Annotated in this window: 19 protein-coding genes; 14 read left to right on the plus strand and 5 right to left on the minus strand. The window is 67.9% G+C overall.

The genetic code is table 11. The annotated features are described in order from the left end of the window. Window positions 1–142: 142 nt before the first annotated feature. From panB to J7J50_RS25200, 5 genes are all read left to right on the plus strand, one after another. Entirely contained in the window at window positions 143–982 is an 840-nt protein-coding gene (panB, locus tag J7J50_RS22435) for a 3-methyl-2-oxobutanoate hydroxymethyltransferase (RefSeq protein WP_215060541.1), read from the plus strand. 127 nt (window positions 983–1,109) lie between these two features. Next, window positions 1,110–1,964, plus strand: coding sequence for a pantoate--beta-alanine ligase (gene panC, locus J7J50_RS22440; protein WP_215060539.1), 855 nt, complete (start codon window positions 1,110–1,112; stop codon window positions 1,962–1,964). A 151-nt stretch (window positions 1,965–2,115) separates the two neighbouring features. Then, complete coding sequence (panD, locus tag J7J50_RS22445) at window positions 2,116–2,496, plus strand: aspartate 1-decarboxylase (protein WP_057943438.1); 381 nt, start codon at window positions 2,116–2,118, stop codon at window positions 2,494–2,496. A 28-nt stretch (window positions 2,497–2,524) separates the two neighbouring features. Continuing rightward, window positions 2,525–4,036: a glucose-6-phosphate isomerase gene (gene pgi / locus J7J50_RS22450; protein ID WP_215060537.1), complete on the plus strand. Its 1,512-nt coding sequence runs from the start codon at window positions 2,525–2,527 to the stop codon at window positions 4,034–4,036. Window positions 4,037–4,076: 40 nt separating this feature from the next. Beyond that, window positions 4,077–4,211 carry a hypothetical protein gene (locus J7J50_RS25200; protein ID WP_285222326.1) on the plus strand — a complete coding sequence of 45 codons (135 nt, stop codon included), beginning with the start codon at window positions 4,077–4,079 and terminating at the stop codon, window positions 4,209–4,211. A 46-nt stretch (window positions 4,212–4,257) separates the two neighbouring features. Here J7J50_RS25200 and queG read toward each other — a convergent pair whose 3' ends face one another. After that, window positions 4,258–5,376, minus strand: a complete 1,119-nt coding sequence (queG, locus tag J7J50_RS22455) for a tRNA epoxyqueuosine(34) reductase QueG (protein ID WP_215060535.1) — start codon at window positions 5,374–5,376, stop codon at window positions 4,258–4,260. On the opposite strand from queG, the gene J7J50_RS22460 reads away from it, so the two are divergent. The 6 genes from J7J50_RS22460 to J7J50_RS22485 all read left to right on the plus strand — a co-directional run bounded on the left by J7J50_RS22460 (window position 5,375) and on the right by J7J50_RS22485 (window position 13,694). After that, complete coding sequence (locus J7J50_RS22460; protein WP_215060533.1) at window positions 5,375–6,895, plus strand: NAD(P)H-hydrate dehydratase; 1,521 nt, start codon at window positions 5,375–5,377, stop codon at window positions 6,893–6,895. The two genes, queG and J7J50_RS22460, sit on opposite strands and share 2 nt — an antisense overlap. 65 nt (window positions 6,896–6,960) lie before the next feature. After that, window positions 6,961–7,449 carry a tRNA (adenosine(37)-N6)-threonylcarbamoyltransferase complex ATPase subunit type 1 TsaE gene (tsaE, locus tag J7J50_RS22465; RefSeq protein WP_215060601.1) on the plus strand — a complete coding sequence of 163 codons (489 nt, stop codon included), beginning with the start codon at window positions 6,961–6,963 and terminating at the stop codon, window positions 7,447–7,449. An 87-nt stretch (window positions 7,450–7,536) separates the two neighbouring features. Further along, window positions 7,537–9,264, plus strand: a complete 1,728-nt coding sequence (locus J7J50_RS25205; RefSeq protein ID WP_215060531.1) for an N-acetylmuramoyl-L-alanine amidase — start codon at window positions 7,537–7,539, stop codon at window positions 9,262–9,264. Window positions 9,265–9,690: 426 nt separating this feature from the next. Then, window positions 9,691–11,562, plus strand: coding sequence for a DNA mismatch repair endonuclease MutL (mutL, locus tag J7J50_RS22475; RefSeq protein WP_215060529.1), 1,872 nt, complete (start codon window positions 9,691–9,693; stop codon window positions 11,560–11,562). A 1-nt stretch (window position 11,563) separates the two neighbouring features. Beyond that, on the plus strand, window positions 11,564–12,568 hold the full coding sequence (locus J7J50_RS22480; RefSeq protein ID WP_215060527.1) for a DUF1684 domain-containing protein: 1,005 nt from the start codon (window positions 11,564–11,566) through the stop codon (window positions 12,566–12,568). A gap of 61 nt (window positions 12,569–12,629) precedes the next feature. After that, entirely contained in the window at window positions 12,630–13,694 is a 1,065-nt protein-coding gene (locus J7J50_RS22485) for a TraB/GumN family protein (RefSeq protein WP_215060525.1), read from the plus strand. Window positions 13,695–13,771: 77 nt separating this feature from the next. Here the strand turns inward: J7J50_RS22485 and rnfB are convergent, their stop codons facing one another. The 4 genes from rnfB to J7J50_RS22505 all read right to left on the minus strand — a co-directional run bounded on the left by rnfB (window position 13,772) and on the right by J7J50_RS22505 (window position 20,412). Next, window positions 13,772–14,239 carry an Rnf electron transport complex subunit RnfB gene (rnfB, locus tag J7J50_RS22490; protein ID WP_215060522.1) on the minus strand — a complete coding sequence of 156 codons (468 nt, stop codon included), beginning with the start codon at window positions 14,237–14,239 and terminating at the stop codon, window positions 13,772–13,774. Window positions 14,240–14,309: 70 nt separating this feature from the next. Continuing rightward, window positions 14,310–16,397 carry a methionine--tRNA ligase gene (metG, locus tag J7J50_RS22495; RefSeq protein ID WP_215060520.1) on the minus strand — a complete coding sequence of 696 codons (2,088 nt, stop codon included), beginning with the start codon at window positions 16,395–16,397 and terminating at the stop codon, window positions 14,310–14,312. 303 nt (window positions 16,398–16,700) lie between these two features. Beyond that, window positions 16,701–17,138 (minus strand): DUF2147 domain-containing protein, encoded by a 438-nt coding sequence (locus J7J50_RS22500; RefSeq protein WP_215060512.1) that lies wholly within the window; start codon window positions 17,136–17,138, stop codon window positions 16,701–16,703. 277 nt (window positions 17,139–17,415) lie between these two features. Next, window positions 17,416–20,412 carry a TonB-dependent receptor gene (locus J7J50_RS22505; protein ID WP_215060594.1) on the minus strand — a complete coding sequence of 999 codons (2,997 nt, stop codon included), beginning with the start codon at window positions 20,410–20,412 and terminating at the stop codon, window positions 17,416–17,418. A 525-nt stretch (window positions 20,413–20,937) separates the two neighbouring features. On the opposite strand from J7J50_RS22505, the gene apbC reads away from it, so the two are divergent. From apbC to J7J50_RS22520, 3 genes are all read left to right on the plus strand, one after another. After that, window positions 20,938–22,005: an iron-sulfur cluster carrier protein ApbC gene (gene apbC / locus J7J50_RS22510; RefSeq protein ID WP_251044683.1), complete on the plus strand. Its 1,068-nt coding sequence runs from the start codon at window positions 20,938–20,940 to the stop codon at window positions 22,003–22,005. A gap of 128 nt (window positions 22,006–22,133) precedes the next feature. Then, on the plus strand, window positions 22,134–22,706 hold the full coding sequence (gene dcd, locus J7J50_RS22515) for a dCTP deaminase (protein ID WP_215060510.1): 573 nt from the start codon (window positions 22,134–22,136) through the stop codon (window positions 22,704–22,706). A gap of 245 nt (window positions 22,707–22,951) precedes the next feature. After that, window positions 22,952–23,464: an RDD family protein gene (locus tag J7J50_RS22520; protein WP_215060508.1), complete on the plus strand. Its 513-nt coding sequence runs from the start codon at window positions 22,952–22,954 to the stop codon at window positions 23,462–23,464. The last annotated feature ends 405 nt before the right edge of the window (window positions 23,465–23,869 follow it).

The raw sequence follows: 23,869 nt of genomic DNA on the forward strand, positions 1-23,869 counted from the left end.
GCGCACGGCGGCGGCGAGCGGATCGCGACGCAATCCCCAGTTGGACCGACAGCGTTGCGCCCATGAGGGTCGCGCGCCGTCGCCGACCTGCTAAGTTATGGCGCTCTCCCCACGACGTCCGTCGCCACCGGACGAATCGCCCATGTACACCTCGGCTCCGACCGACGCCAACGCTTCCGAAAAACGCAAAGCCTGGACCGTGCCCATGCTCGCCGACGCCAAGCGCGACGGCCGCAAGCTGGTCATGTTGACCGCCTACGACGCCGGCTTCGCCCGGACCATGGATGCCGCCGGCACCGACCTGGTACTGGTCGGCGACTCGCTCGGCATGGTCGTGCAGGGCCACAACAGCACCTTGCCGGTGACCACGGCCGATATCGCCTATCACACCGCCTGCGTCGCCCGCGGCCTGTCCAAGGCGCTGTTGATCGCCGACCTGCCGTTCCAGTCCGACGCCACGCCCGAGCGCGCGCTGGTCGCCTCCACCGCCTTGCTGCAGGCCGGCGCGGCGATGGTCAAGCTGGAAGGCGCCGGGCATAAGCTGGAGGTGATCCGCTTCCTGGTCGAACGCGAAATTCCGGTCTGCGCGCATCTGGGCCTGACGCCGCAATCGGTGCTGCGCCTGGGCGGCTACAAGCTGCAGGGCCGCGACGACGCCACCGCGACCAAGCTGCGCGGCGACGCGCGCGCGGTGGCCGAGGCCGGCGCCGCGCTGCTGGTGCTGGAATGCGTGCCGACCGGCCTGGCCGCGGCGATCACCGCCGATCTGGACATTCCGACCATCGGCATTGGCGCCGGCCCGCACTGCGACGGCCAGGTGTTGGTGTTGCACGACCTGCTGGGCGTCAATTCGGGCCATCGCCGGCCCAAGTTCGTGAAGGATTTTCTCGCCGAGGGCGGCTCGGTCGAAGGCGCGTTCCGCGCCTACGCCGAGGCGGTGCGCAGCGGCGCCTTCCCCGACGCCTCGCACTCCTACGACTGAGGCTCGCGGGCGGGCGCTGGAAATCCTGCGCGCCCGACCCGATATCCGGGCTTGTTCCAAGCGTCGTCCGGCCGCGACCGGCCGGGTTTTATCGCGCATGGAGTGCGTCGCCAATCACGAGTACCGCATGCTGACCGTCGATCAACTGGACGCCCTGCGTTCCACCCTCGCAAGCTGGCGTCAGGCCGGCCAACGCATCGCCTTCGTGCCGACGATGGGCAATCTGCACGCCGGCCATCATTCGCTGATCCGGCTCGCGCGCGAACACGCCGACCGGGTGGTGGCGAGCGTGTTCGTCAATCCGACCCAGTTCGGCCCGAACGAGGATTTCAGCCGATATCCGCGCACTCCCGAGGCCGATGCCGAAGGGCTGGGCGAGGCCGGCTGCGATCTGCTGTGGCTGCCTTCGGTCGAGACCATGTACCCGTTCGGCGCGCAGAACACCGTGCAGGTGCGCGTACCGGCCATCACCGAAACCCTGGAGGGCGCGCACCGTCCCGGCCATTTCGACGGCGTGGCGACGGTGGTGGCGCGCCTGTTCAATCAGGTCGGGCCGGATCTGGCCGTGTTCGGCCGCAAGGATTTCCAGCAACTGGCGGTGATCCGCTACCTGGTGCGCGATCTGGCCTTCGCGCTGGACATCATCGCCGCGCCGACCCGGCGCGAGGCCGACGGGCTGGCGATGAGTTCGCGCAATCAATACCTGTCTGCGGACGAACGCCCGCGGGCGGCCGAGATCCACCGCGTCCTGCAGTCGATGCGCGAGGCCGTTCAGGCCGGACGCGAACGCGAAGCGGTCGAGGCCGAGGCCGGCGAACGGCTGGCCGCGGCCGGCTTCCTCGTCGATTACGCGGCCATCCGCCGCCCCGACCTGACCGTCCCTGAATCCGCCCCGGGGCAGGGCGACGGCGCCCGTGTGGCCCTGATCGCCGCCCGCCTGGGCCGCACTCGCCTGATCGACAACCTGGAATTCACCGCCTGAACGGCCGCGCCGACCCGCCGGGGCGCGGGCGCGGCCGACAGGAAAGCTGCGTTCCGCCCAACCCGGCCCTCGCCCATGTTGCAGCGCGCCATGCGCTGCTAGACTTCAGGCCCTTCGCGCCCGCGCGCCTGCGGACCCACGAGTAACGACCATGCAACTGAACCTGCTCAAGGCCAAGATCCACCGCGCCACCGTCACCCACGCCGAGCTGCATTACGAAGGCTCCTGCGCGATCGACGGCCGTCTGCTCGATATCTCGGGCATCCGCGAGTACGAGATGGTCCACATCTACAACATCAACAGCGGCCACCGCTTCTCCACCTACGCCATCCGCGGCGAAGAGGGCAGCGGGGTGATCTCGGTCAACGGCGCGGCGGCCCACAAGGCCCAGCCCGGCGATCTGGTCATCATCTGCGCGTACGGTATCTGCGAGGAAGCCGAGGCGGCGAAGTACAAGCCGACCCTGGTCTACGTGGACCGGCACAATCAGCTGACACACACCAACCACTCGATGCCGGCTCAAGCCGCCTGATCGACCCACTTCAAGAGCCTCTCGCACGATGAGCGATGACGTCCGACTTCACGAGCTGCGCGCCGAGGTCGGGCGCGTCGCTGTCACTTCGCTGCCCCGGTTGATCGCGCAAGACCCGGCCCGCGCCGCGGATTTCGCTTTACAGGTCGGCCCGCTCTACGCCAGCTTCGCGCGCCAGCACTACGACCGCGAGGCGTTGGCCTGGTTGCGCAAGGCGGCTGAGGCCGCCGGCAGCGCACAGCGCCTGCAGGCGCTGTTCGACGGCGAGATCGTCAACCTCACCGAAGGCCGCCCGGCGCTGCATACCGCGCTGCGCGGCGATCTGTCGTCCTCGCAGACCGCCCGCGCCGCGCACCGTCAGGCGCTGGCCGCGCGCGAGCAGATGCGCGCGGTGGTCGATCGGCTCGCCGCGAGCGAAGTCACCGACATCGTCAGCGTCGGCATCGGCGGCTCCGACCTCGGCCCGCGACTGGCCGTGGACGCGCTGACCGGCGCCACGCCCGGCCGTTTCCGCGTGCATTTCCTGTCCAACGTCGACGGCCACGCCGCTCAGCGCACGTTGGCCGGGCTCGATCCCAAGCGCACCGCGGCGCTGCTGATCTCGAAAACCTTCGGCACGCAGGAGACGCTGCTCAACGGCGGCATCCTGCGCGACTGGCTCGGCGACGATTCGCGTTTGTACGCGATCAGCGCCAACGTTGAGCGCGCCGCCAGCGCCTTCAATATTCCGTCCGAGCGCATCCTGCCGATGTGGGACTGGGTCGGCGGCCGTTACTCGCTGTGGTCGGCGGTGGGCCTGCCGATCGCGTTGGCGATCGGCATGGACAAGTTCGAGGCATTCCTCGACGGCGCCGCGCTGATGGACGCGCATGTGCTGGAAACACCGCTGGAGCGCAATCTCGCCGCCTGGCATGCCCTGACCGCGATCTGGAACCGCAACGGCCTGGGTTATGCGACGCAAGCGGTGCTGGCTTACGACGATCGCCTCAAGCTGCTGTCGAATTATCTGCAGCAGTTGGTGATGGAAAGCCTGGGCAAGTCCACGCGCCTGGACGGCTCGCCGGTCAGCGGCGACACCGTGCCGGTGTGGTGGGGCGGGGTCGGCACCGACACCCAGCACAGCTTCTTCCAGGCGCTGCATCAGGGTACTTCGATCGTTCCGGCCGATTTCATCGGCGTGATCCATTCCGATGCGCCGTATCCGCAGAACCATCGCGCCCTGCATGCCAATCTGCTGGCGCAGACCGAAGCCTTCGCCAACGGCCAGAGCAGCGACGATCCGCATCGCGCCTATGCCGGCGGACGGCCGAGCACGACGATCCTGCTGGACGCGCTGACCCCGCAATCGCTCGGCGCGCTGCTGGCGATGTACGAACACAGCGTGTATCTGCAGTCGGTGTTCTGGGGCATCAACGCCTTCGATCAATTCGGCGTCGAACTCGGCAAGCAGGTCGCCAGCCGCCTGCTGCCGGCGCTGGCCGGCGAAGCGCAGGCCGACGATCCGGTGACGCGCGAGTTGCTGCGCAAGCTGCGCGGCTGAGCCGGGGCGCGGGTGTTTGCATGAATCGAACGGCGCGGGCATGGCGATGCGTTTCGATCATTTCGTTGTGACCGTGGCTTCGATCGAGGCCACCTGCGCGTTCCACCGCGCCGCGAAGTCTTTTGTAGGAGGGGCTTCAGCCCCGATGCTCTTTTTTCCGATCGCGGCGAACTGATCGAAAGGCATCGGGGCTGAAGCCCCTCCTACAAAAGACTTCAGGCTCAGGCAACCCCATGCCGCGCCAACGCCCACGCCACATGCTCGCGCACCACTTCGCTGGGATCTTCACGCCGGGCGCGCAACGCCGCGACAACTTCCGGCGAATCCTCCGCATTCCCCAACGCCACCGCGATATTGCGCAGCCAGCGCTCGTGCCCGCTGCGGCGGATCGCCGAGCCCTCGGTGCGTTGCAGGAACTCCGCTTCGTCCCAGGCGAACAACTGCGTCAGCGTGGCCTTGTCCAGGTCGTTGCGGGCCCGGAAGTCCGGCTCGTCGGTGCGCTGGGCGAATTTGTTCCAGGGACACACCAGCTGGCAGTCGTCGCAGCCGAAGATGCGGTTGCCGATCGCCGGCCGCAACTCATGCGGAATCGCGCCTTCGTGTTCGATGGTCAGATAAGCGATGCAGCGCCGCGCATCGAGCCGGTGCGGCGCGACGATGGCCTGGGTCGGGCAGATGTCGATGCAACGCGTGCAGGTGCCGCAGTGCGCGGTCGCCGGGGTGTCCACCGGCAGCGGCAGATCGACGTAGATCTCGCCGAGGAAGAACCACGAGCCGCCGTCCTTGTCGATCAGGCAGGTGTGCTTGCCGATCCAGCCCAGTCCGGCGTTGCGCGCCAGCGCGCGTTCCAGCACCGGCGCGGAATCGACGAACACGCGATGGCCGAACGGCCCGACCACTTCGGCCAGGCGGTCGGCCAGGCGCTGCAGGCGCTGGCGCATCAGCTTGTGGTAGTCGCGGCCCAGGGCGTAACGCGCGACGTAGGCGCGTTCGCGATCGGCCAGCGTCGCCCACGCGTCTTCGTCGTCGCGGCGGCCGTAGTCCAGGCCGACCGAAATCACCCGCAAGGTGCCCGGCAGCAAGGCGCTCGGACGCGCGCGCAGATCGCCGTGACGGGCCATCCAGTCCATCGAGCCGTGCAGGCCCTGGTCCAGCCAGTCGAGCAGATAGGCCTCATCCTCGGCCAGTTCGATGCCGCTGATGCCGCAGCGCTGAAAACCGAATTCGCGCGCGATCTGGCGGATGCGCGCGGCCAGCGCCGCGTAGTCGGGCGCGGCGGCGGGCGAAGTGGGGCGGGCGTCGGGCTGGCTCACGATGCGGCAAGTATAGAATTGCGCCATGTCCCAGGTTGCTGAAACTGCGCAGATCGCCCCGACGGGCCTGTACGACGCCGCGGCGCTGCGCGCGGCGGAAACCGCGGCCGCGGCCGAACTGCGCGACGGCTACGCGCTGATGCGCCGCGCCGGCGAAGCGGCCTGGCGCGAATGGCTGGATCGCTGGAGCCAGGCCTATTCGCTGCTGGTGGTGTGCGGCCCCGGCAACAACGGCGGCGACGGCTACGTGATGGCCACGCACGCGCACCAGGCCGGGCGCCGGGTGACGGTGGTGCGTCTGGGCGAACACACGCCGCGCGGCAAGCTCGCGCAACGCGCCGCCGCCGAGTACGCCGCCGCCGGCGGGACCGCGATCGAATTCGACGGCACCTTGCCGGCCGCCGACGCCATCGTCGATGGCTTGTTCGGCATCGGCCTGAAACGTCCGCCGGAAGGCGCGGCGGTGGCGTTGATCGACGCCATCAACGCTCACGGCGCGCCGGTGTTCGCGCTGGATACGCCCAGCGGCGTCGATGCCGATCGCGGCCGGGTCGAGGGCGCGGCGGTGATCGCCGAACGCACCATCGAATTCATCGCGCGCAAGGCCGGCTTGCGCACCGGCGCGGCCCTGGATCGCGTCGGCAGCCTGAGTCTTGCCGACCTGGGGCTGCGCTTGTCCGGGTACGGTGTGCATCCGGTCGCCGAATGGCTGCGCGCCGACGATCTGCCGCGCTGGCTGCAGCGGCGCCGCCGCGACAGCCACAAAGGCAGCAACGGCCGCGTGCTGTGCATCGGCGGCGATCACGGTCACGGCGGCGCGTTGCTGTTGTGCGCGCAGGCGGCGTTGCGCAGCGGCGCCGGTTTGCTGGATGCGGCCACGCGTCAGGCGCACGTGGCGCCGATGCTCGCGCGCCTGCCCGAAGCGATGCCGCGCGCGGTCGAACATCCCGACGATCTGCGCGCGTCCATCGATGCCGCGGACGCGATCGCGATCGGTCCCGGCCTCGGTCAGGAACATTGGGGAAAACAGCTGTTTTCCGCGGTGATCGAAAGCGGCAAGCCGTTGCTGCTGGACGCCGATGCGTTGAATCTGCTCGCCGCCGAGCCGCGCCTGTTGCCGTCCCAGACCATGCTTACGCCGCATCCGGGCGAAGCCGCGCGCCTGCTCGGCAGCGACACCGCGCGCGTGCAATCGGATCGTTACTCCGCGGTGCGCGCGCTCGCCGATCATTACCACTGCACGGTCGTGCTCAAGGGCGCGGGGACCTTGGTCGCCGCGCCCGGTTCGGGCGTGCGGGTGATCGGCGCGGGCAATCCCGGCATGGCGGTCGGCGGCATGGGCGATGTGCTCAGCGGCGTGATCGCGGCCTTGCGCGCGCAAGGTTTGAATTCGTTCGATGCGGCCAGTTGCGGTGCGTTGCTGCATTCGGTGGCCGGCGATTGCGCCGCGCGCGAAGACGGCGAGCGCGGTCTGTTGCCGAGCGATCTGATGCCGTGGCTGCGCCGCTGCGCCAACCCATCCGCTGCCCATACACTGACGCGATGATGAGTCCGATCCATTCCGCGAACGCATCCGGGATCGCATCCGACGCTTCGCCGTCGCTGAGCCTGATGCTGGCCGACGCCGACGCCACCGACGCGCTCGGCGCGGCGCTGGCGCGCGCGCGCGCGCAACTCGCGCCGATGCCGGTGCTGCACGTGCATCTGCACGGCGATCTGGGCGCGGGCAAATCCACCTTGGCGCGCGCCTTGCTGCGCGCACTGGGCGTGCAGGGCGCGATCCGCAGCCCGACCTACACCCTGGTCGAACGCTACCCGCTCAGCGACGGCGGCGAGGCCTGGCACATGGATCTGTACCGGATCGGCGACGCCGGCGAACTGGAATTCCTCGGCCTGGACGGCGGCGAGGCCTCGCTGTGGCTGATCGAATGGCCCGAACGCGGCCAGGGCTGGCTGCCGGCGGCCGATCTGCGGATCGATCTGGCCGTGGACGGGAGCGGCCGTCGCGCCGGCCTGAGCGCCGCCACCCGGGGCGGCCGCGAGTGGCTGGCAGCCCTGAACCGGACCACCGATTGGCGGGCGTTTGCGGCCGACTCCTGAACGATTCCATAGGAAGTAGCGGCAGGTACCGGATTTGCAAGGGAAAAATACTTGCAATTCATCAATTCCGGTGCTTGACTTACACCCATGCGAGTAAAAGGGGCCACCGTCCAGAAATTCCTGCTCGGCCTGGCGCTGCTCGCGGCGCTGGCCTGGAATCTCGCGCACGCCGGTGAAATCAAGGGCTTGGAGCTGCGCAGCGGCGCCACCGGCACCCGCGCCGAGATCGCCCTCGACGGCGCCGGCGAATACAAAGTCATCAGCCTGAAGGGCCCCGACCGCCTGGTCGTGGATCTGCCCGCCTCGCACCTGGGCAAGAACATCAAGCTTCCGGCCGGCGCCGGCATCGTCAAATCCGTGCGCAGCGGCGAGCCGCAGCCCGGTACCGCGCGCATCGTGTTCGACCTGGCCCAGCCGGTCGCGGCGATGAAGCCGCGTATCGAGCAGGGCGCTTCGGGCCCGCGCCTGGTACTGGAATGGCCGGGCGACGGCAGCGAATCCGCCGCGGCGCCCGCCGCCGTGGCCGCCGCGCCGAGCGCGCCCGCACCGCAGGTCGCGGCCAACCCGGCCGTGGCCGCCGCGCAAACCGAAGCCGATCCGGCCGCGGCCTCGAACGCGGCGACCCAGAAGCTCATCGCCGAACTCGCCGCGCGCGGCGCCGCGACTCATCAAGCCGCGCCGCGTCCCGTCGCTTCGACCGCGCAGCTGCCCATGGGCGCGTCGGTGTCGGTGCAGCCCGCGGCTCCGCCCCAGAACGTCGCGCAGGCCTCCGCGACGTCACCGGCCGCGCCGCAGACGACCAATCAAGCCGCGAATCAGGCCGCCACCCAGGCGGTCTTCGAACAGGCCGCGCAGGCGCCGGTGCCGACCACGGTCGCGACCGGCGTTCCGACCCGCATCGCCACCGGCGTGCCCACCCGCGTCGCTACCGGTGTGCCGACGCCGATGCCGGGCGCGTCCGACATGGCCACCGAAACCAAGCCCGTGCCCGAGGCCTTGCCGCCGGCGGGCGCGGTCAAGACCATGAAGGACGTGATGCGCGGCCGCGGCATGCGTCCGTTGATCATCGCCATCGATCCCGGCCACGGCGGCCAGGACCCCGGCGCGATCGGCATGACCGGCAAGCGCGAGAAGGACGTGACCCTGGCGATCGGCCGCGAACTGGCGCGCCAGATCAATTCCACGCCGGGTCTGAAGGCTTACATGACCCGCGACTCGGACGTGTTCATTCCGCTGCCGCGCCGTGCCGCGCTGGCGCGTCAGGCCAAGGCCGACATGTTCATCTCGATTCACGCCGACGCCGCCGAAAACCGCGCCGCCAAGGGTTCGTCGGTGTACGTGCTGTCGCTCAAGGGCGCGTCCTCGCAGCGCGCGCGCTGGCTGGCCGACAAGGAAAACGCCTCCGACCTGATCGGCGGCGTGCGCCTGCAGCAGACCGACAACACCCTGGCTTCGGTGCTGCTGGACCTGACTCAGAGCGGCCACATGAAGGCCTCCGAAGACGCGGCCGGGCATGTGCTCGATGGCCTCAAGGACGTCGGCAACAATCACAAGCCGCATATCGAGCGCGCCAACTTCGCCGTGCTGCGCACCTCGGACATGCCGGCGATGCTGGTCGAGACCGCCTTCATCTCCAACCCGGACGAAGAGCGTCGCCTGACCGATCCCTCGCACCAGCGCGCACTGGCGCGCGCGGTGCTGGACGGCATCAACACCTATTTCACCCGCCAGCCGCCGCCGGGCACGATGTATGCGGCGCGCGCCGAGGCCCAGCAGGCTTCCCCGGGTGGGTTTGGGGGCGGTGGGAGTCCTTGAAGTTCGGCGGACGGTTACTGCAAGGCTTTGATCGACGGCCCTTCGGGGCCGTTTTCGTTTGCGGCGTGCGACCCTCACCCCAACCCCTCTCCCGCAAGCGGGAGAGGGGCTCAGTATCGGTGGCGGCACCTGGTGCAGCTTCAATTGCGAGAAAAGCTGCGGAGCCGAGCCCTTCTCCCGCAAGCGGGAGAGGGGCTCAGTATCGGTGGCGGCAGCTGATGCAGCTTCAATTGCGAGAAAAGCTGCGGAGCCGAGCCCTTCTCCCGCTTGCGGGAGAAGGTGCCCGAAGGGCGGATGAGGGCGCTTTGCCCGCGACTGATCATCCAGCCCCCTCAAACCACAAGCAGCGGATCGCGGCGACCGGCACCCAGCGGCTATCATCGATCCCCATCCCCCCACGGTGCCGCGCGCACCGAAACGCCGCCTGTGAGCATCCGCCAACTCCCCGATACCCTCATCAACCAGATCGCCGCCGGCGAGGTGGTCGAACGGCCCGCGTCCGTGGTCAAGGAACTGGTCGAGAACGCGCTCGACGCCGGCGCGCGCCGGGTCGATATCGACCTGGAAGAAGGCGGCGTGCGCCTGATCCGCATCCGCGACGACGGCAACGGCATCGCGCCGGAGGAACTGCCGCTGGCGGTCTCGCGCCACGCCACCAGCAAGATCGCTTCGCTCGACGACCTGGAAGGCGTCACCACCCTGGGCTTCCGCGGCGAAGCGCTGCCGTCGATCGCCTCGGTCAGCCGCTTCGCGCTGTCGTCGCGGCGGATCGGCGAAGACCGCGGCGCGGTGCTGGAAATCGACGGCGGCCGCCTCGGCGAGGTCACGCCCAAGTCGCATCCGCAAGGCACCACGGTCGAAGTGCGCGACCTGTTCTTCAACGTCCCGGCGCGGCGCAAATTCCTCAAGGCCGAGCGCACCGAGCTCGGCCATATCGAGGAATGGCTGCGGCAACTGGCGCTGGCGCGGCCCGATGTCGAACTGCGCGTCTCGCATAACGGCAAGGCGACACGGCGCTGGAAAGGCGAGGGCGACCTGGTCGATATGGGCCTGTCGGACGTGCGCATCGGCGAAGCGCTGGGCGATGAATTCGCCAAGAACGCGCTGCGCGTGGATCACAGCGGCGCCGGCCTGCGCCTGCACGGCTGGATCGCGCAGCCCTCGTACAACCGCGCCAGCGCCGATCAGCAGTACCTGTATTGCAACGGCCGCTCGGTGCGCGATCGCAGCATCGCCCACGCGGTCAAGCAGGCCTACGCCGACGTGCTGTTCCACGGCCGCCAGCCGGCGTATGTGCTGTTTCTGGAACTCGACCCGCGCCGGGTCGATGTCAACGTGCATCCGGCCAAGCACGAAGTGCGTTTTCGCGATGCGCGGCTGATCCACGACTTCGTCTATCGCACCCTCAACGACGCCCTGGCCGAAACCCGCGCCGGCACCTTGCCGTCGGCGCAGGTGCCCGGCGGCTTTGATGCGGCCGCGAACGGCGAGGGCGCCGCGCCGTCGAACATGTATCAATACCGGCCGACCGCGCCGCTGGGCCTGCAGGTGCGCGAAACCCAGGCCGGTTACGCCGCGCTGTACGGCAACGGCGGCGGCTCGGTGTCTGGCCCCGCGCCGGGCGCCGGACTGTATACCGGTTCCGGCAGCGCCTACGCCGCGCCGTCCGCGGGCATGCCGCTGCCGGCGTTGCCGCGCAGCGACGACGACAGCCTGCCGCCGCTGGGCTACGCCATCGCCCAGTTGCACGGCGTCTACGTGCTGGCCGAAAGCGCCGAAGGCCTGATCGTGGTCGATATGCACGCCGCGCACGAGCGCATCGGCTACGAAAAACTCAAGAGCGCGCACGACGGCGAGGGCCTGCGCACGCAGCCATTGCTGGTGCCGGCGACGCTGGCGGTGTCCGAGCGCGAGGCCGAGGTCGCCGAGCGCGAGGAAGCCACGCTGATCGCGCTGGGTTTCGAAGTCACCCGCAGCGGCCCGCAGTCGCTGGCCCTGCGCGCGGTGCCGGCCTTGCTCGCCCACGGCGACGTCGAGGCGCTGCTGCGCGACGTGCTGACCGACCTGCGCGAACACGGCGAATCGCGCCGGGTCGCGGCGGCGCGCGACGAACTGCTTTCGACCATGGCCTGCCATGGCGCGGTGCGCGCCAACCGCCGTCTCACTTTGCCGGAAATGAACGCCTTGCTGCGCGAAATGGAAGCGACCGAACGCTCCGGCCAATGCAATCATGGACGCCCTACCTGGGCGCGCTTCACCCTGCCCGAAATCGATCGTTGGTTCCTGCGAGGACGTTGAGATGTCTGCAGTCCGCCCGTTGTTGCCAGGCCTTGGCATACCGTTGTTGTGCGCCGTTTTGCTGCTGCCGGCGCTGGCCGGCTGCGACTCGCCCGAGCAGCAGGCCGCGCGCAAGCGCGAAGCCGCCAGCGTGGCCCAGGCCAGCGAGAATTTCTCCCGCGACGAGCAACTGTGGCGCGAACAGCGCCGCGCCGAGCTGACCAGACCCGACGGCTGGACCAGCCTGATCGGCCTGCATCCGATCGATCCGGGCTCGCATTATTTCGGCAGCGATCCCGACAACGGCATCCGCCTGCTGCTGGGCCCGGAACACATCGGCCTGCTGTCGCTGGACAAGGGCCGCCTGCGTTTCGTGCCCGAAAGCGGGGTGGCGCTGACCTTGAACGACCAGCCGCTCAAGGGCGCGGTCAGCCTGCTCGCCGACGACTATCCGGCCGGGCCGAGCAAGATCGGCTTCGACGAAGGCAAGGGCCTGCTGACGGTGATCGAACGCGGCGACAAGTACTACCTGCGCGTGCGCCACGCCGACGCGCCGGCGCGCACCGGCTTCAAGGGCATCGATTACTGGCCGGCGCAGGAAGACTGGAAAGTCACGGCCAAGTTCATCGCCCATCCGGCCGGCAAGACCCTCGACGTGGCCAACATCATCGGCAACATCGAAGCCACGCCGAATCCGGGCGCGATCGAGTTCGAGCGCGACGGCCAGACCTACCGCATCGAAGCGCTGGACGAAGGCGACGACGAACTCATGCTGGTCTTCGCCGACCGCACCAGCGGCCACACCAGCTACAGCGCCGGCCGTTTCCTCGACGTGCCGCGGCCGAATCTGCAGGGCAAGGTCACGGTCGATTTCAACAAGGCCTACAACCCGCCGTGCGCATTCACCGCGTTCGCGACATGCCCGCTGCCGCCGGAAGGCAATCGCCTGAATCTGGAGATCACCGCGGGCGAGAAGACGTACAAATCCGACGCGGGCGCGGCCCCGGCCGCGCCGCATGCTTCGTGACGACGCGCCGGACCGGCGCGCTCGCGCTCGCACTCACCGTGAATCAAGGAACTCCCCGCCGATGCGGTTTTTGAAGTTGTTCGCCCTGCCGTTGCTGACCGCGAGCCTGCTCAGCGTGTCGCTGACCTCCGCCACCGCGATCGCCGGCGGCGAACAGGCCGCGCCCGCCGCCGCGGCCAAGGCGCCGCCGGTGCCGCTGCTGTGGAAGATTTCCGACGCCGACAACGCGGTGTATCTGCTCGGTTCCTTCCATCTGCTGCGCGCCGACGACTATCCGCTGTCGGCCGATATCGATCAGGCCTTCGCCGCCTCCGACAAGGTGGTGTTCGAAGTCTCGCCGGAGGAAATGTTCGATCCCACCGTCGGCCAGCGTTTCATGCAGCGCGCGCGCTATCAGGACGGCCGCACCCTCAGCAAGGAGTTGCCCGCGGACCTGCGCGAAAAACTCAATCGCGTGCTGGCCAAGAACGGCCGCTCGCTGAGTCAGGTCGATGCGCTGGAGCCGTGGTTCGTCAACCTGTCGCTGGTGCTGGGCGTGTCGCAGTCGATCGGTTTCAGCCCGCAACTGGGCCTGGACCAGTACCTGATGCGCCAGGCCGCCGAAGCCGGCAAGAGCACCAGCGGCCTGGAGAGCATGGATCATCAGCTCGATGTCATGGACTCGGGTCCGGTGGACGAACAGATCAAGGGCCTGCGCGAATTCCTCGACAAGCCCGACGAAGTGCCGGGCATGCTCGAAGACATCCACAAGGCCTGGCGCAACGCCGATCTGGCCGAGCTGGACGAAAAAGCCCGGCGCGAGATGAAGGACAAGACGCCGCAGACCTATCGCATGGTCAACACCGAGCGCAACGACGCCTGGGTGCCGCAGATCCAGAAACTGCTCGACGATGCGAAGAAGGGCGACACGCTGGTCGTGGTCGGCAGCCTGCATCTGCTCGGCGACGACGGTTTGATCGAGCGGCTGCGCGGCAAGGGCTACAAGGTCGAGCGCGTGTGCGCGGCCTGCGCGAGCGGCACGCCCGATCTGGCCGCGCCGGTGGCGCCGGCACCGGTCGAAGCGACGCAAACAGGCGGAGCGGGCGGTAAGCCGGCGAAGACCGGCTCGGGCAAGCCCGTTCGATAAAAGGCGTCGTAGTCGCGTTCGCGCGCCGCGGTGCGGCGCTCAGCCCGGATACCGCGAACGCCGGCTCGCGCCGCGGATCAGACCGCGTCGCGCATCGCCGCCGCGCCGACCTGCGCCGCCGGCACCAGCACGATGCAATCCACCGGACAGGCCGGAACGCACAGCTCGCAACCGGTGCACAACGGCTCGATCACCGTGTGCATGTGCTTGGACGCGCCGATGATCGCATCGACCGGACAGGCCTGGATGCATTTGGTGCAGCCGATGCAATCGGCTTCGACGATCAACGCCACCGGCGCCGGCTTGTGCTCGCCGCGGGCGCGATCGTAGGGACGCGCGGCCACGCCGAGCAGCCGCGCCAGCGCGCGCGCGCCGGCGTCGCCGCCGGGCGGACAGCGATCGATATCGGCCTGACCCTGCGCCATCGCTTCGGCATACGGCCGGCACCCGGCGTAGCCGCACTGGCCGCATTGCGTCTGCGGCAGGAGTCGGTCCAGGCGTTCGACCAACTCCGGAGTCAGCGATTCGGCATTCGTGATTGGCATAGCGCTCTATCGAAGGAAAACAGCCGCCGCGATATTCCGAATCCCCAATCCCTGATCCCGAATCCCGGCCTCAACGCACCGGCATGCCAGGCGCCGCGCCGCCATCGGCGTCGAGCAGGAACAAGTCGCCGCCGTCGAAACCGGCCGACAGGATCATGCCTTCGCTCAGGCCGAAGCGCATCTTGCGCGGGGCGAGGTTGGCGATGAACACCACGCTGCGGCCGACCAGTACTGAAGGCTCGGCGTAGGAACCGCGGATGCCGGAGAAAATCTGGCGCTTGCCCAGATCGCCGGCGTCGAGTTCGAAGCGCAGCAGCTTGTCCGAGCCCTCGACGAATTCACAGGCCAGCACCTTGCCCACGCGCAGGTCGAGCTTGGCGAAGTCGTCGATCGCGATGGTCGCGGCGGCGCCGGCTTCGGCTTTCGCGGCCGGCGCGGGTTTGGCCGCCTCGGCTTTGGCGGACGCGGCGGGCTTGATGGCGGTGTCGGCCGTCGGCGCGGACGGGGCGAGGGATTCCTTGCTGGCTTCGATCATGTTCTCAATCAGTTTCGTGTCGATACGGGTGAACAACGGCGTGTAGGCGCCGATGGTGTGCGCGATCAGCGGCGCGGCCAGATCGCTCCAATGCGCGACCGGCGCCTGCAGGAAGGCTTCGGCCTGCGCGGCCACGCGCGGCAGCACCGGCTTGAGCGCGGCGGCGAGTACGCGGAACAGGTTCAGGCCCTGCGTGCACACGGCCTGCAACTGCGCGTCGGCGCCGTCCTGCTTGGCCAGCACCCACGGCTTGTACTCGTCGATGTACTTGTTGGCTTCGTCCGCCAGCGCCATGGTCAGGCGCAGCGCGGTCGCGGCTTCGTTGCGGTCGTAGGCCTGCGCGATCGGGATCAGCTGATCGACGAAACGCTGGTACATCGCCGCATCCGGCAAGGCATCGGCCAGACGGCCGTCGAAGCGCTTTTCGATGAAGCCGGCGCAGCGGCTGGCGAGGTTGACGAACTTGCCGACCACGTCGGCGTTCACCCGCGCGACGAAGTCGGCGAGGTTCAAGTCGATGTCCTCGACGCCGCCGCTGGTCTTGGTGGCGAAGTAGTAGCGCAGCGCTTCCGGGTCCAGGCCGACGTCGAGATAGGTGCGCGCCTGGATGAAGGTGCCGCGCGATTTCGACATCTTCTCGCTGTTGACCATCAGATAGCCGTTGACGTGCAGGCGGGTCGGCGCGCGGAAACCGGCGCCGTGCAATACCGCCGGCCAGAACAGGCCGTGGAAGGTGACGATGTCCTTGCCGATGAAGTGGTGCAGTTCGGCCCGGCTGTCGCGCGCCAGATACGACCAGAAGTCCAGGCCTTCGCGTTCGCACAGCACCTGGAAGCTGCTCAGGTAGCCGATCGGCGCGTCGATCCACACGTACAGGTACTTGCCCGGATGACCGGGAATTTCGAAACCGAAGTAGGGCGCATCGCGCGAGATGTCCCAGGCGCGCAGGCCGCCCTCGGCGTCCAGCCACTCGTGCAGCTTGGCGCGGATGCCGGGCGTGCCGACGTCCTTGGCCAGCCATTCGCGCAGGAACGCCTCGAAGTGGCCGACCTCGAAGAAGAAATGCTCCGAGTCGCGCAGCTCCGGCGTCGCGCCGCTGACCACCGAGCGCGGTTCCTTGAGCTCGGTCGGCGCGTAGGTCGCGCCGCAGTTCTCGCAGTTGTCGCCGTACTGGTCGGGCGTGCCGCAGTTCGGGCAGATGCCCTTGACGTAGCGGTCGGGCAGGAACATGCCCTTGACCGGGTCGTACAACTGCGCGACCGAACGCCGGCTGACGTGGCCGTTGTTGTCCAGGCGCGCGTAGAAGCCTTCCGTCAGCGTGCGGTTGCCGGCCGAGTGGGTCGAGTCGTAATGATCGAAATGCACGCCGAAATCGCGGAAGTCGAGCTCATGCCGGACCTTGATGCCGGCGATGTACGCCTCCGGCGTCTTCCCGGCTTTTTCAGCGCCGAGCATGATCGGCGTGCCGTGGGTGTCGTCGGCGCAGACGTAGTGCACGGTGTTCCCGCTCATCCGCTGCGCGCGCACCCAGATGTCGGCCTGCATGTAGCCGACCAAATGACCGAGGTGGAGTTCCCCGTTGGCGTAGGGCAGCGCGTTGGAGACGACGATTTCGCGGGACATAAGCGGGTAGGCCGTGGTTGGTCGTGAATTATGGCATGGCGGGCCCGAGGGCTCGGCTGGGCCGCGGTGGGTGAGGCTCTTTGCGGGGAGGTCTTCGCTTTTTTGTGGGAGGGCCTTCAGGCCCGACGCTTTTCTTTCAGATGGCCGCGCCGGATCGAAAGGCGTCGGGCCTGAAGGCCCTCCCACAAAAGGCCGGAGCCGCCGCCAACACGCAAGACACCCGGCCAAGGCCGGAAGCGGCTTTCAAAAGCAAGAAACCCGGCCAAAGGCCGGGTTTCCGTGAAGCAACGGACCGGCCGGGACTTATTCCTGACGCATCCAGGTCTGGGTGCGGCCGAGCAGCGAGAAGCCCATGAAGCCGCGCACGTCGAGCTTCTTGCCGCCGTCGGTGGGGGTGACCTTGACCGAGTAGACCTTGCCGGTGGCCGGGTCGAGGATCTGGCCGCCGTCCCAGGTGTCGCCGTCCTTGCGCACGCCCCACAGGATGACCATGCCCTTGACCGGCTTGCCCTTGCGTTCGCCCGAGCACTTGTCGCACAGCGGATTGGGGCCGCGCTCGGATTGCAGGACTTCGTTGACCCGGCCGGCGAGGCTGCCGTCCTTGGCCTCGTAGATTTCGACGATCGACTTGGGCTTGCCGGTCTTGTCGTCGATGGTGGTCCACGAGCCGACCGGCGTGGCCTGGGCGAACGCCGCCGTCGGCAGCGCCAGCAACAGTAATGCGAGCAGTTTGGTGCGCATGTATCCCCTCCCAGAGACAGTGAGCGTGGTTTTCGGACCGCATGCTGACCGAAGGCCGGCCATGGCGGTTGCAGTCTTTATACCGCATCCGCCTGGGTATGGAAGCGGCGCGCGGCCGGCGTTCAGGCCCCGGGCCAAGCCAACGCCACCGACGCCGCCGCGTGAAGCGCGAATCGGCATGTCGCGGCGTGTCGGCCGCGGCGAAGCCGGGCCGTAAAAGCGACAAGCCCGGCATGAGCCGGGCTTGTCGTTGCAACGGTGAAGCGATCGCGACCGATCAGAACTTGTAAGTCGCGCCAGCGTACACGTAACGGCCGAGGTTGTCGTAGTTCGAGTTGGCGGCCGCCTCGCCGAAGTAGTTCAGCGGCGGGTCCTTGTCGAACACGTTGTCGGCGCCCACGTACAGATCCAGTCCGGTGTTCGGGACCTTATAGCCGACCTGCAGGTTGTGGTAGGTGTACGACGGGTTGCGGATCGGATTCACCTGGCCCGGGTTGCTGTTGTAGCTGCCCGGCTCGACGCGCAGGTTGCCGTCGATGTAGCGCATGTCCCAGCTCGCGCGCCACTGGCCGATCTTGTAGCTGGCGTTGAGGCTGGCGCGCCAGCGCGGATCGCTGACGTAGGTCAGGTATTCCTTGTACTCGTTCGGGAAGTCCTGGAACGCCCATTCGCGCGAGGAGATCAGGCGCGTGCCGACGAAGCGCAGCGACGCCTGGCCGCCCAGCATCTCGAAGCGGTAGTCGGCTTCGATGTCCACGCCGGCGCGGCGCGAGCGGGCCAGGTTCTCGTTGAGCGCGGTCCAGTTGTAGATCGAGCCCGCCGGGAAGGTGCGGCCCTGCGGATCGATGTAACCGCCCGCCGGAGCGCGCTTGATCGCCGCGCAGAAGTCGTTGTTGACGCCGCCGGGCGAATCCACGCAACGCGTGGCCATCTGCTCGGCGGTGACCGCGCCGATGGCGTCCTTCAGGTTGACGCGCCAGTAGTCCACCGACAGGCCGAAGCCCTGGATGAACTCGGGCTGCCAGACGAAGCCGTACGAGAACGAACGCGCTTCCTCGACGTTGAGGTCGGGGTTGCCGCCGCTCACGCCGGGGTAGTTGCCGCCGTAGGTGTTCTGGTAGTTGGCCGGCAGGCCCAGCGCGGCGCAGTTGCTCGCGCGCAGCGCCGGATTGGCCGCGGTGTTGACCGAGTTGGTGCGGCCCGGACGCGTATCGCACGGATCGTTGATGGTCGCGAAGTTCTGCGTCTGCGGGTTGAACAGCTCGCCGATGTTCGGCGCGCGCACCGCCTGGGCCAGGCTGGCGCGGACGCGGAAGGAATCGTTGACCGCCCAATCCAGACCGACGTTCCAGGTCTTGGTCTCACCGACCGTGCTGTAGTCGGAGTAACGACCGGCCAGATCCAGGCTCAGGCGCTGCACGCCCGGCAGATCGGCCAACAGCGGGATGGTGGTTTCGGCGAAGATTTCCTTGACGCTGTATTCGCCCTTGCGGCTGGGAATGGCGTTGAGGAAGGTCAGGCCCTGCGCGGCCAGCGGATCGGTGTTCTCTTCGCTGGTTTCCTTGCGGTATTCCACGCCGCCGGCGAAGCCGACGCCGCCGGCCGGCAGCTCGAACAGCGAGCTGTTGGCGACCGAGGCGCTGAACACCTGCTGGGTGATCTTGGTGCGGTTCACCGCGTCGTAGTTGAACCAGTCGGCCGCCTGCGGGTTGACCGCGCCGTTGCCGAAGATGCTGAAGGGCACGCAGCCCTGGCGCGACAGGTCGAGGTAACGCACGCCGGTGTTCGGGTTGATCGCATTGGGATCGACCGAGACGCGGCAGGCCAGATTGCCGCTGGCGTCGCGCACCACGTCCATGCCGGCCTGCCAGCGGTCGTTGATGCGGTTGTTGAGGTTCAGGCGGTCGATTTCGGTCTTGCCGTAGACGCCGGACACTTCATAGGTCCAGTTCTCGCTCAGGAAGCCTTCGAAACCGGCGACGTAACGCTGGGTCTTGCGCTCGACGTTCTCGCCGCGACGGCCGGCATCGACGTTGAAGCGCGAGACCTGCAGCATCTTGGCGCGGTCGGTGAGGCTGTTGAGGCCGTTGGCGTCCATCAGCGCGGCCAGCTGCGGCGACAGCAGCGCGTTGTCGCGGCGGATGCGCAGCGGCTGGTCGAAGCTCGGCTGAGCCAGGAAGTCCGACTCGGTCTTGGTGTACTTGCCTTCGAAGAAGAACTTGTGGTTCTCGTTGATGTCGTAGTTCAGCAGCGTGTTGACGCTGTAGCGGTCGAAGCCCGGCTGCAGGTCGGCGACGCCGTTGAGATCGACGAAGTCGCAGTTCACGCAGGTGTTCGGTCCATCGCGCGGGCCGTCGAAACGGGTCGGGCGGAAGGTGCCGTCGGGGTTGAACTGGTAGCGCGTGGCGCCGGCGTTGAAGGTGCCGCCGTAGGAAATGCTGGAGTTGCCGCCCGGGCCCATGAACACGCGCTGCGGGTTTTCCTGCGTCGGCGGCAGCGCCGGGTTGTAGTTCGGGTTCGGCATGCTGACCATGAACTCGCGGCCGATCTTGCGGTCGCCGCGGCCGAAACCGTCCTGCTTGCTGTACTCGGCCGAGTACACGATGCTGCCCTTGCCGCCGGCGAATTCGTTGCCGCCGGTGAAGCTGGCGAAGGAACGGCTGAAGTCGCCTTCGCTGGCGTCGCCGGTCTGGGCGCGCAGCTCATAGCCGTCGAACTTCTTCTTCATGATGAAGTTGACCACGCCGGCCACCGCGTCGGCGCCATAGACGGCCGAGGCGCCGCCGGTGATCACTTCCACGCGTTCGATCAGTTCCACCGGGATGGTGTTGACGTCGACCGAGGTCGAGCCGGACAGACCGCCGACGTGGCGACGGCCGTTGACCAGCACCAGGGTGCGCGAGACGCCCATGCCGCGCAGGTCGAGCAGGCCCAGGCCGGCGGTGCCGATCGAGCGGGTCGAGTTGCCCAGGGTGTAGGTCGCCGACAACTGCGGCAGGGTGGTCATCAGGTCGGCGATGGTCACCGCGCCCGTGGAGCGGATTTCCTCCGAGCTGATGCCGATCACCGGCGACGGGGTGACGAAGCCGATGCGCTTGATGCGCGAGCCGGTCACGGTGACCGCGTCGATGTCGGTGGGCGTGGCGGCGGCGCCGTCGGCCTTGGCGGCTTCTTCGGCCGCGTAGCCGGCGCCGCTGGCCGAAATCAGGATCGTGGAGACGACCGCTGCCGTCAGCCTGCTGCGTTGCAGGCCGTGGATATGTACTGCCATCAGGTGTTTCCCCCTAGCTGAGAACGGAATCGTGGAGCTGATCTATTTGTGGTGGATCTGCGTTTTCGGGTTGCCTTCCTGGCATTAACGATCCTTTTACAAAACTGAACTTAACATGGCTGTAATAATTTTTCACATGCCGGTTAGGTTGCGTGGCTTTGCTTAATGCCAACACTCAAGTGGCTGAATACAATGCAGTCTTGTGTTTTTTTGTGTGCGGCCTGTCAAATTATGGGGCTTTCAAAAGCCGCCCCGGCGTTGTTGCGGTTTCGTTATGCGCGTCACGATGTGTAACGGGTTAGTGCAATTTTGAATGGCTATTTTAACAAAATCGGCGCAGCCCGGCTTCGACCGGATTCGGGCCGGACGGACCCGTCCGGGTGCGGCCGTCGCGGCGCCCGCGCCGGTCCGCGCGCGAACGGACGCCACCGGCCGCAGGCCTTACCATGTGCATCGGCCGCCGCGGCGGCATTCCCCTGATCGAGTCCCCATGCGCTATCGAACTCCGCGCCCGACCGGATCGCCGGTATGAGCGAGAACCTGCAAGCGGCCATCGCGGCCCTGACCCTCCCCGACACCGACCTGAGCCTGAGCGACAGCGAGGCGCGCGTGCGCGCCGGCGTCGGCGAAGGCCGGGTCGCGGTCTCCATCCACGCCGGTTACCCGCTGCAGGGCCTGCGCGCGGGCCTGGAGGCGGCGATCGCCGCGCTGCTGGCGCCGCAGGGCCTGAGCCTGGCCAGCCTGGAATTGAATTCGCGCATCGTTTCGCACGCGGTCCAGCCGAACCTGTCGCCGCTGCCGAACGTGCGCAACGTGATCGCGGTCGGCTCGGGCAAGGGCGGGGTGGGCAAGTCCACCACCGCGGTCAACCTGGCCCTGGCCCTGGCCGCCGACGGCGCCCGCGTCGGCGTGCTCGATGCGGACATCTACGGCCCCAGCGTGCCGACCATGCTCGGCGTCCACGGCAAGCCCGACAGCCCCGACGGCAAGCACATCGAGCCGCTGCGCGCGCACGGCATCGAGGCCATGTCGATCGGCCCGCTGGTCGAGCAGGACACGCCGATGATCTGGCGCGGCCCGATGGCGACCTCGGCGCTGACCACCTTGCTCAACGACACCCAGTGGAGCGAGCTGGACTATCTGATCGTCGATCTGCCGCCGGGCACCGGCGACATCCAGCTGACCTTGTCGCAGAAGATTCCCGTGGCCGGCGCGGTGATCGTGACCACCCCGCAGGACGTGGCCACGCTGGACGCGCGCAAGGCGCTGCGCATGTTCGAGAAGGTGCAGGTGCCGGTGCTGGGCCTGATCGAGAACATGGCCGTGCACCTCTGCTCGAACTGCGGCCACGCCGAGCATCTGTTCGGCGAAGGCGGCGGCGCGCGCATGGCGGCGCAGTACGGCGTGCCGCTGCTGGGCAGCCTGCCGCTGGAGATCGCCATCCGCGAGCAGGGCGACGCCGGCGTGCCGGTGGTCGCGGCCCAGCCCGATTCGGCCGCCGCGCATGCCTATCGCGGCGCGGCGCGGCGCCTGGCCGTGCAACTGGCGCGGCGGCCGCGGGTCACCCCGTCGATCTCGGCCTCGCTGCTGGGCTGAGCCGGACGCGCCGGATCGGCCGCGGCCGAGGCGGCGCCGATTCCTGCGCCCGCGCCGCAGCCCTTACAATCGCCGCCTTCCCTGTAATTCGTTCGCGCGGCCCCGCCGCGCCCTGATTGGAACACCGCATGAGCATCAAGTCCGACCGTTGGATCCGCCGCATGTCCGAGCAGCCCGGCGGCATGATCGAGCCGTTCGAGGCCGGTCAGGTCAAGCATGCCGCCGACGGCCAACGCATCGTCAGCTACGGTACCTCCAGCTACGGCTACGACGTGCGCTGCTCGCGCGAGTTCAAGGTGTTCACCAACATCAACTCGACCATCGTCGATCCGAAGCATTTCGACCCGCGCAGCTTCGTCGATATCGAAAACGACGTGTGCATCATCCCGCCGAACTCCTTCGCCCTGGCGCGCACGGTCGAGTACTTCCGCATCCCGCGCGACGTGCTGGTGGTCTGCCTGGGCAAGAGCACCTACGCGCGCTGCGGCATCATCGTCAACGTGACCCCGCTGGAACCGGAGTGGGAAGGCCACGTGACCCTGGAATTCAGCAACACCACGCCGCTGCCGGCGCGCATCTACGCCAACGAGGGCGTGGCGCAGATGCTGTTCTTCCAGTCCGACGAAGTCTGCGAGACCTCCTACAAAGACCGCGGCGGCAAGTACCAGGGCCAGACCGGCGTCACCCTGCCGCGGACCTGAGCGACCCCGGCCGGGCCCCGTCCGGGGCCGGCCGCTGCGACCGTTTTGCCGACCCGGGCAAGGGCGCGCGCGCCCCTTGGCCGGCCCGCGTGCGCGGGTCGCGCCGCCCCGGCGGATAATCGGATGCGAATTGGCGGCGATTCGGCGCGTCGATTGCGCCCTGCTCCTGTTATCTTCGCCGGGCAAACCCAAGGCGCCGCGGCGGGGAACCGCGGATGCCCTATCAACCCGCAAGGAGTAAACGAATGGACCCGCAGAACCCTTATCAGAGCCCGCAGTCGTCGCTGGCCACACCCGACACCGGCAACCAGGAACTGGCCGATCGCGGCGTGCGCCTGGTCGCGGCGATCATCGACGGCGTCATCATGCTGGTGTTGATGCTGCCGCTGATGTTCATCGGCGGCTATTTCAACGCCGTCATGGAAGCCTCGCAAACCGGTCAGCAACCCTACGGCCTGCAGATCCTGTGGGGCATCGGCGGCCTGCTGCTGTTCTTCGCGGTGCAGTACCTGCCGCTGAGCCAGACCGGCCAGACCTGGGGCAAGAAGGTCATGAAGATCAAGATCGTCGATCTCGACGGCCAGAAGCCGAGTATCGGCACGCTGCTGGGCAAGCGTTATCTGTTCTCGCAGGGCGTGGGCATCATTCCGTGCCTGGGCGCGGTGATCGCGCTGGTCGATGTGCTGATGATCTTCCGTGAGGATCGCCGCTGCCTGCACGACCAGATCGCCGGTACGCGGGTTGTGATCGCGCGCTGATTCGGCGATGGAAGTTCGGGATTCGCGGAAGCGGATTCGTCGGATCTTCCAGTAACGAAAAACGCGTCGATGCGAGAGCATCGGCGCGTTTTTTATTGGTGGCGGGCAGGGCGGAATGGAGTCCATTCGTCGTTCTTGCCGTTGCTGTCGATGTTGATGCTGCCGTCGCTCTGCCGTTGCCGTTGCCGTTGCTGTTGCTGTTGCTGGCGCTGTTGTTGCTTGGTTTTAGCTGTTGCCCGGCGCAGCTTGTAACTCGCGAGACCAGGGACACCCGAAGGGCGGCGCACATGGACGTGCGCCGGGTGCCACCTTGGGCAGGATGCCCAATGTGGCACCTGCCTGCGAAAGCACCGCACTCGTGGCTCTTGATTCGAAACAGCCTAAAGCCCTTTCTTTGGTTACTTT

Source organism: Lysobacter sp. ISL-50, assembly GCF_018612875.1.
Classification (GTDB): domain Bacteria; phylum Pseudomonadota; class Gammaproteobacteria; order Xanthomonadales; family Xanthomonadaceae; genus Lysobacter.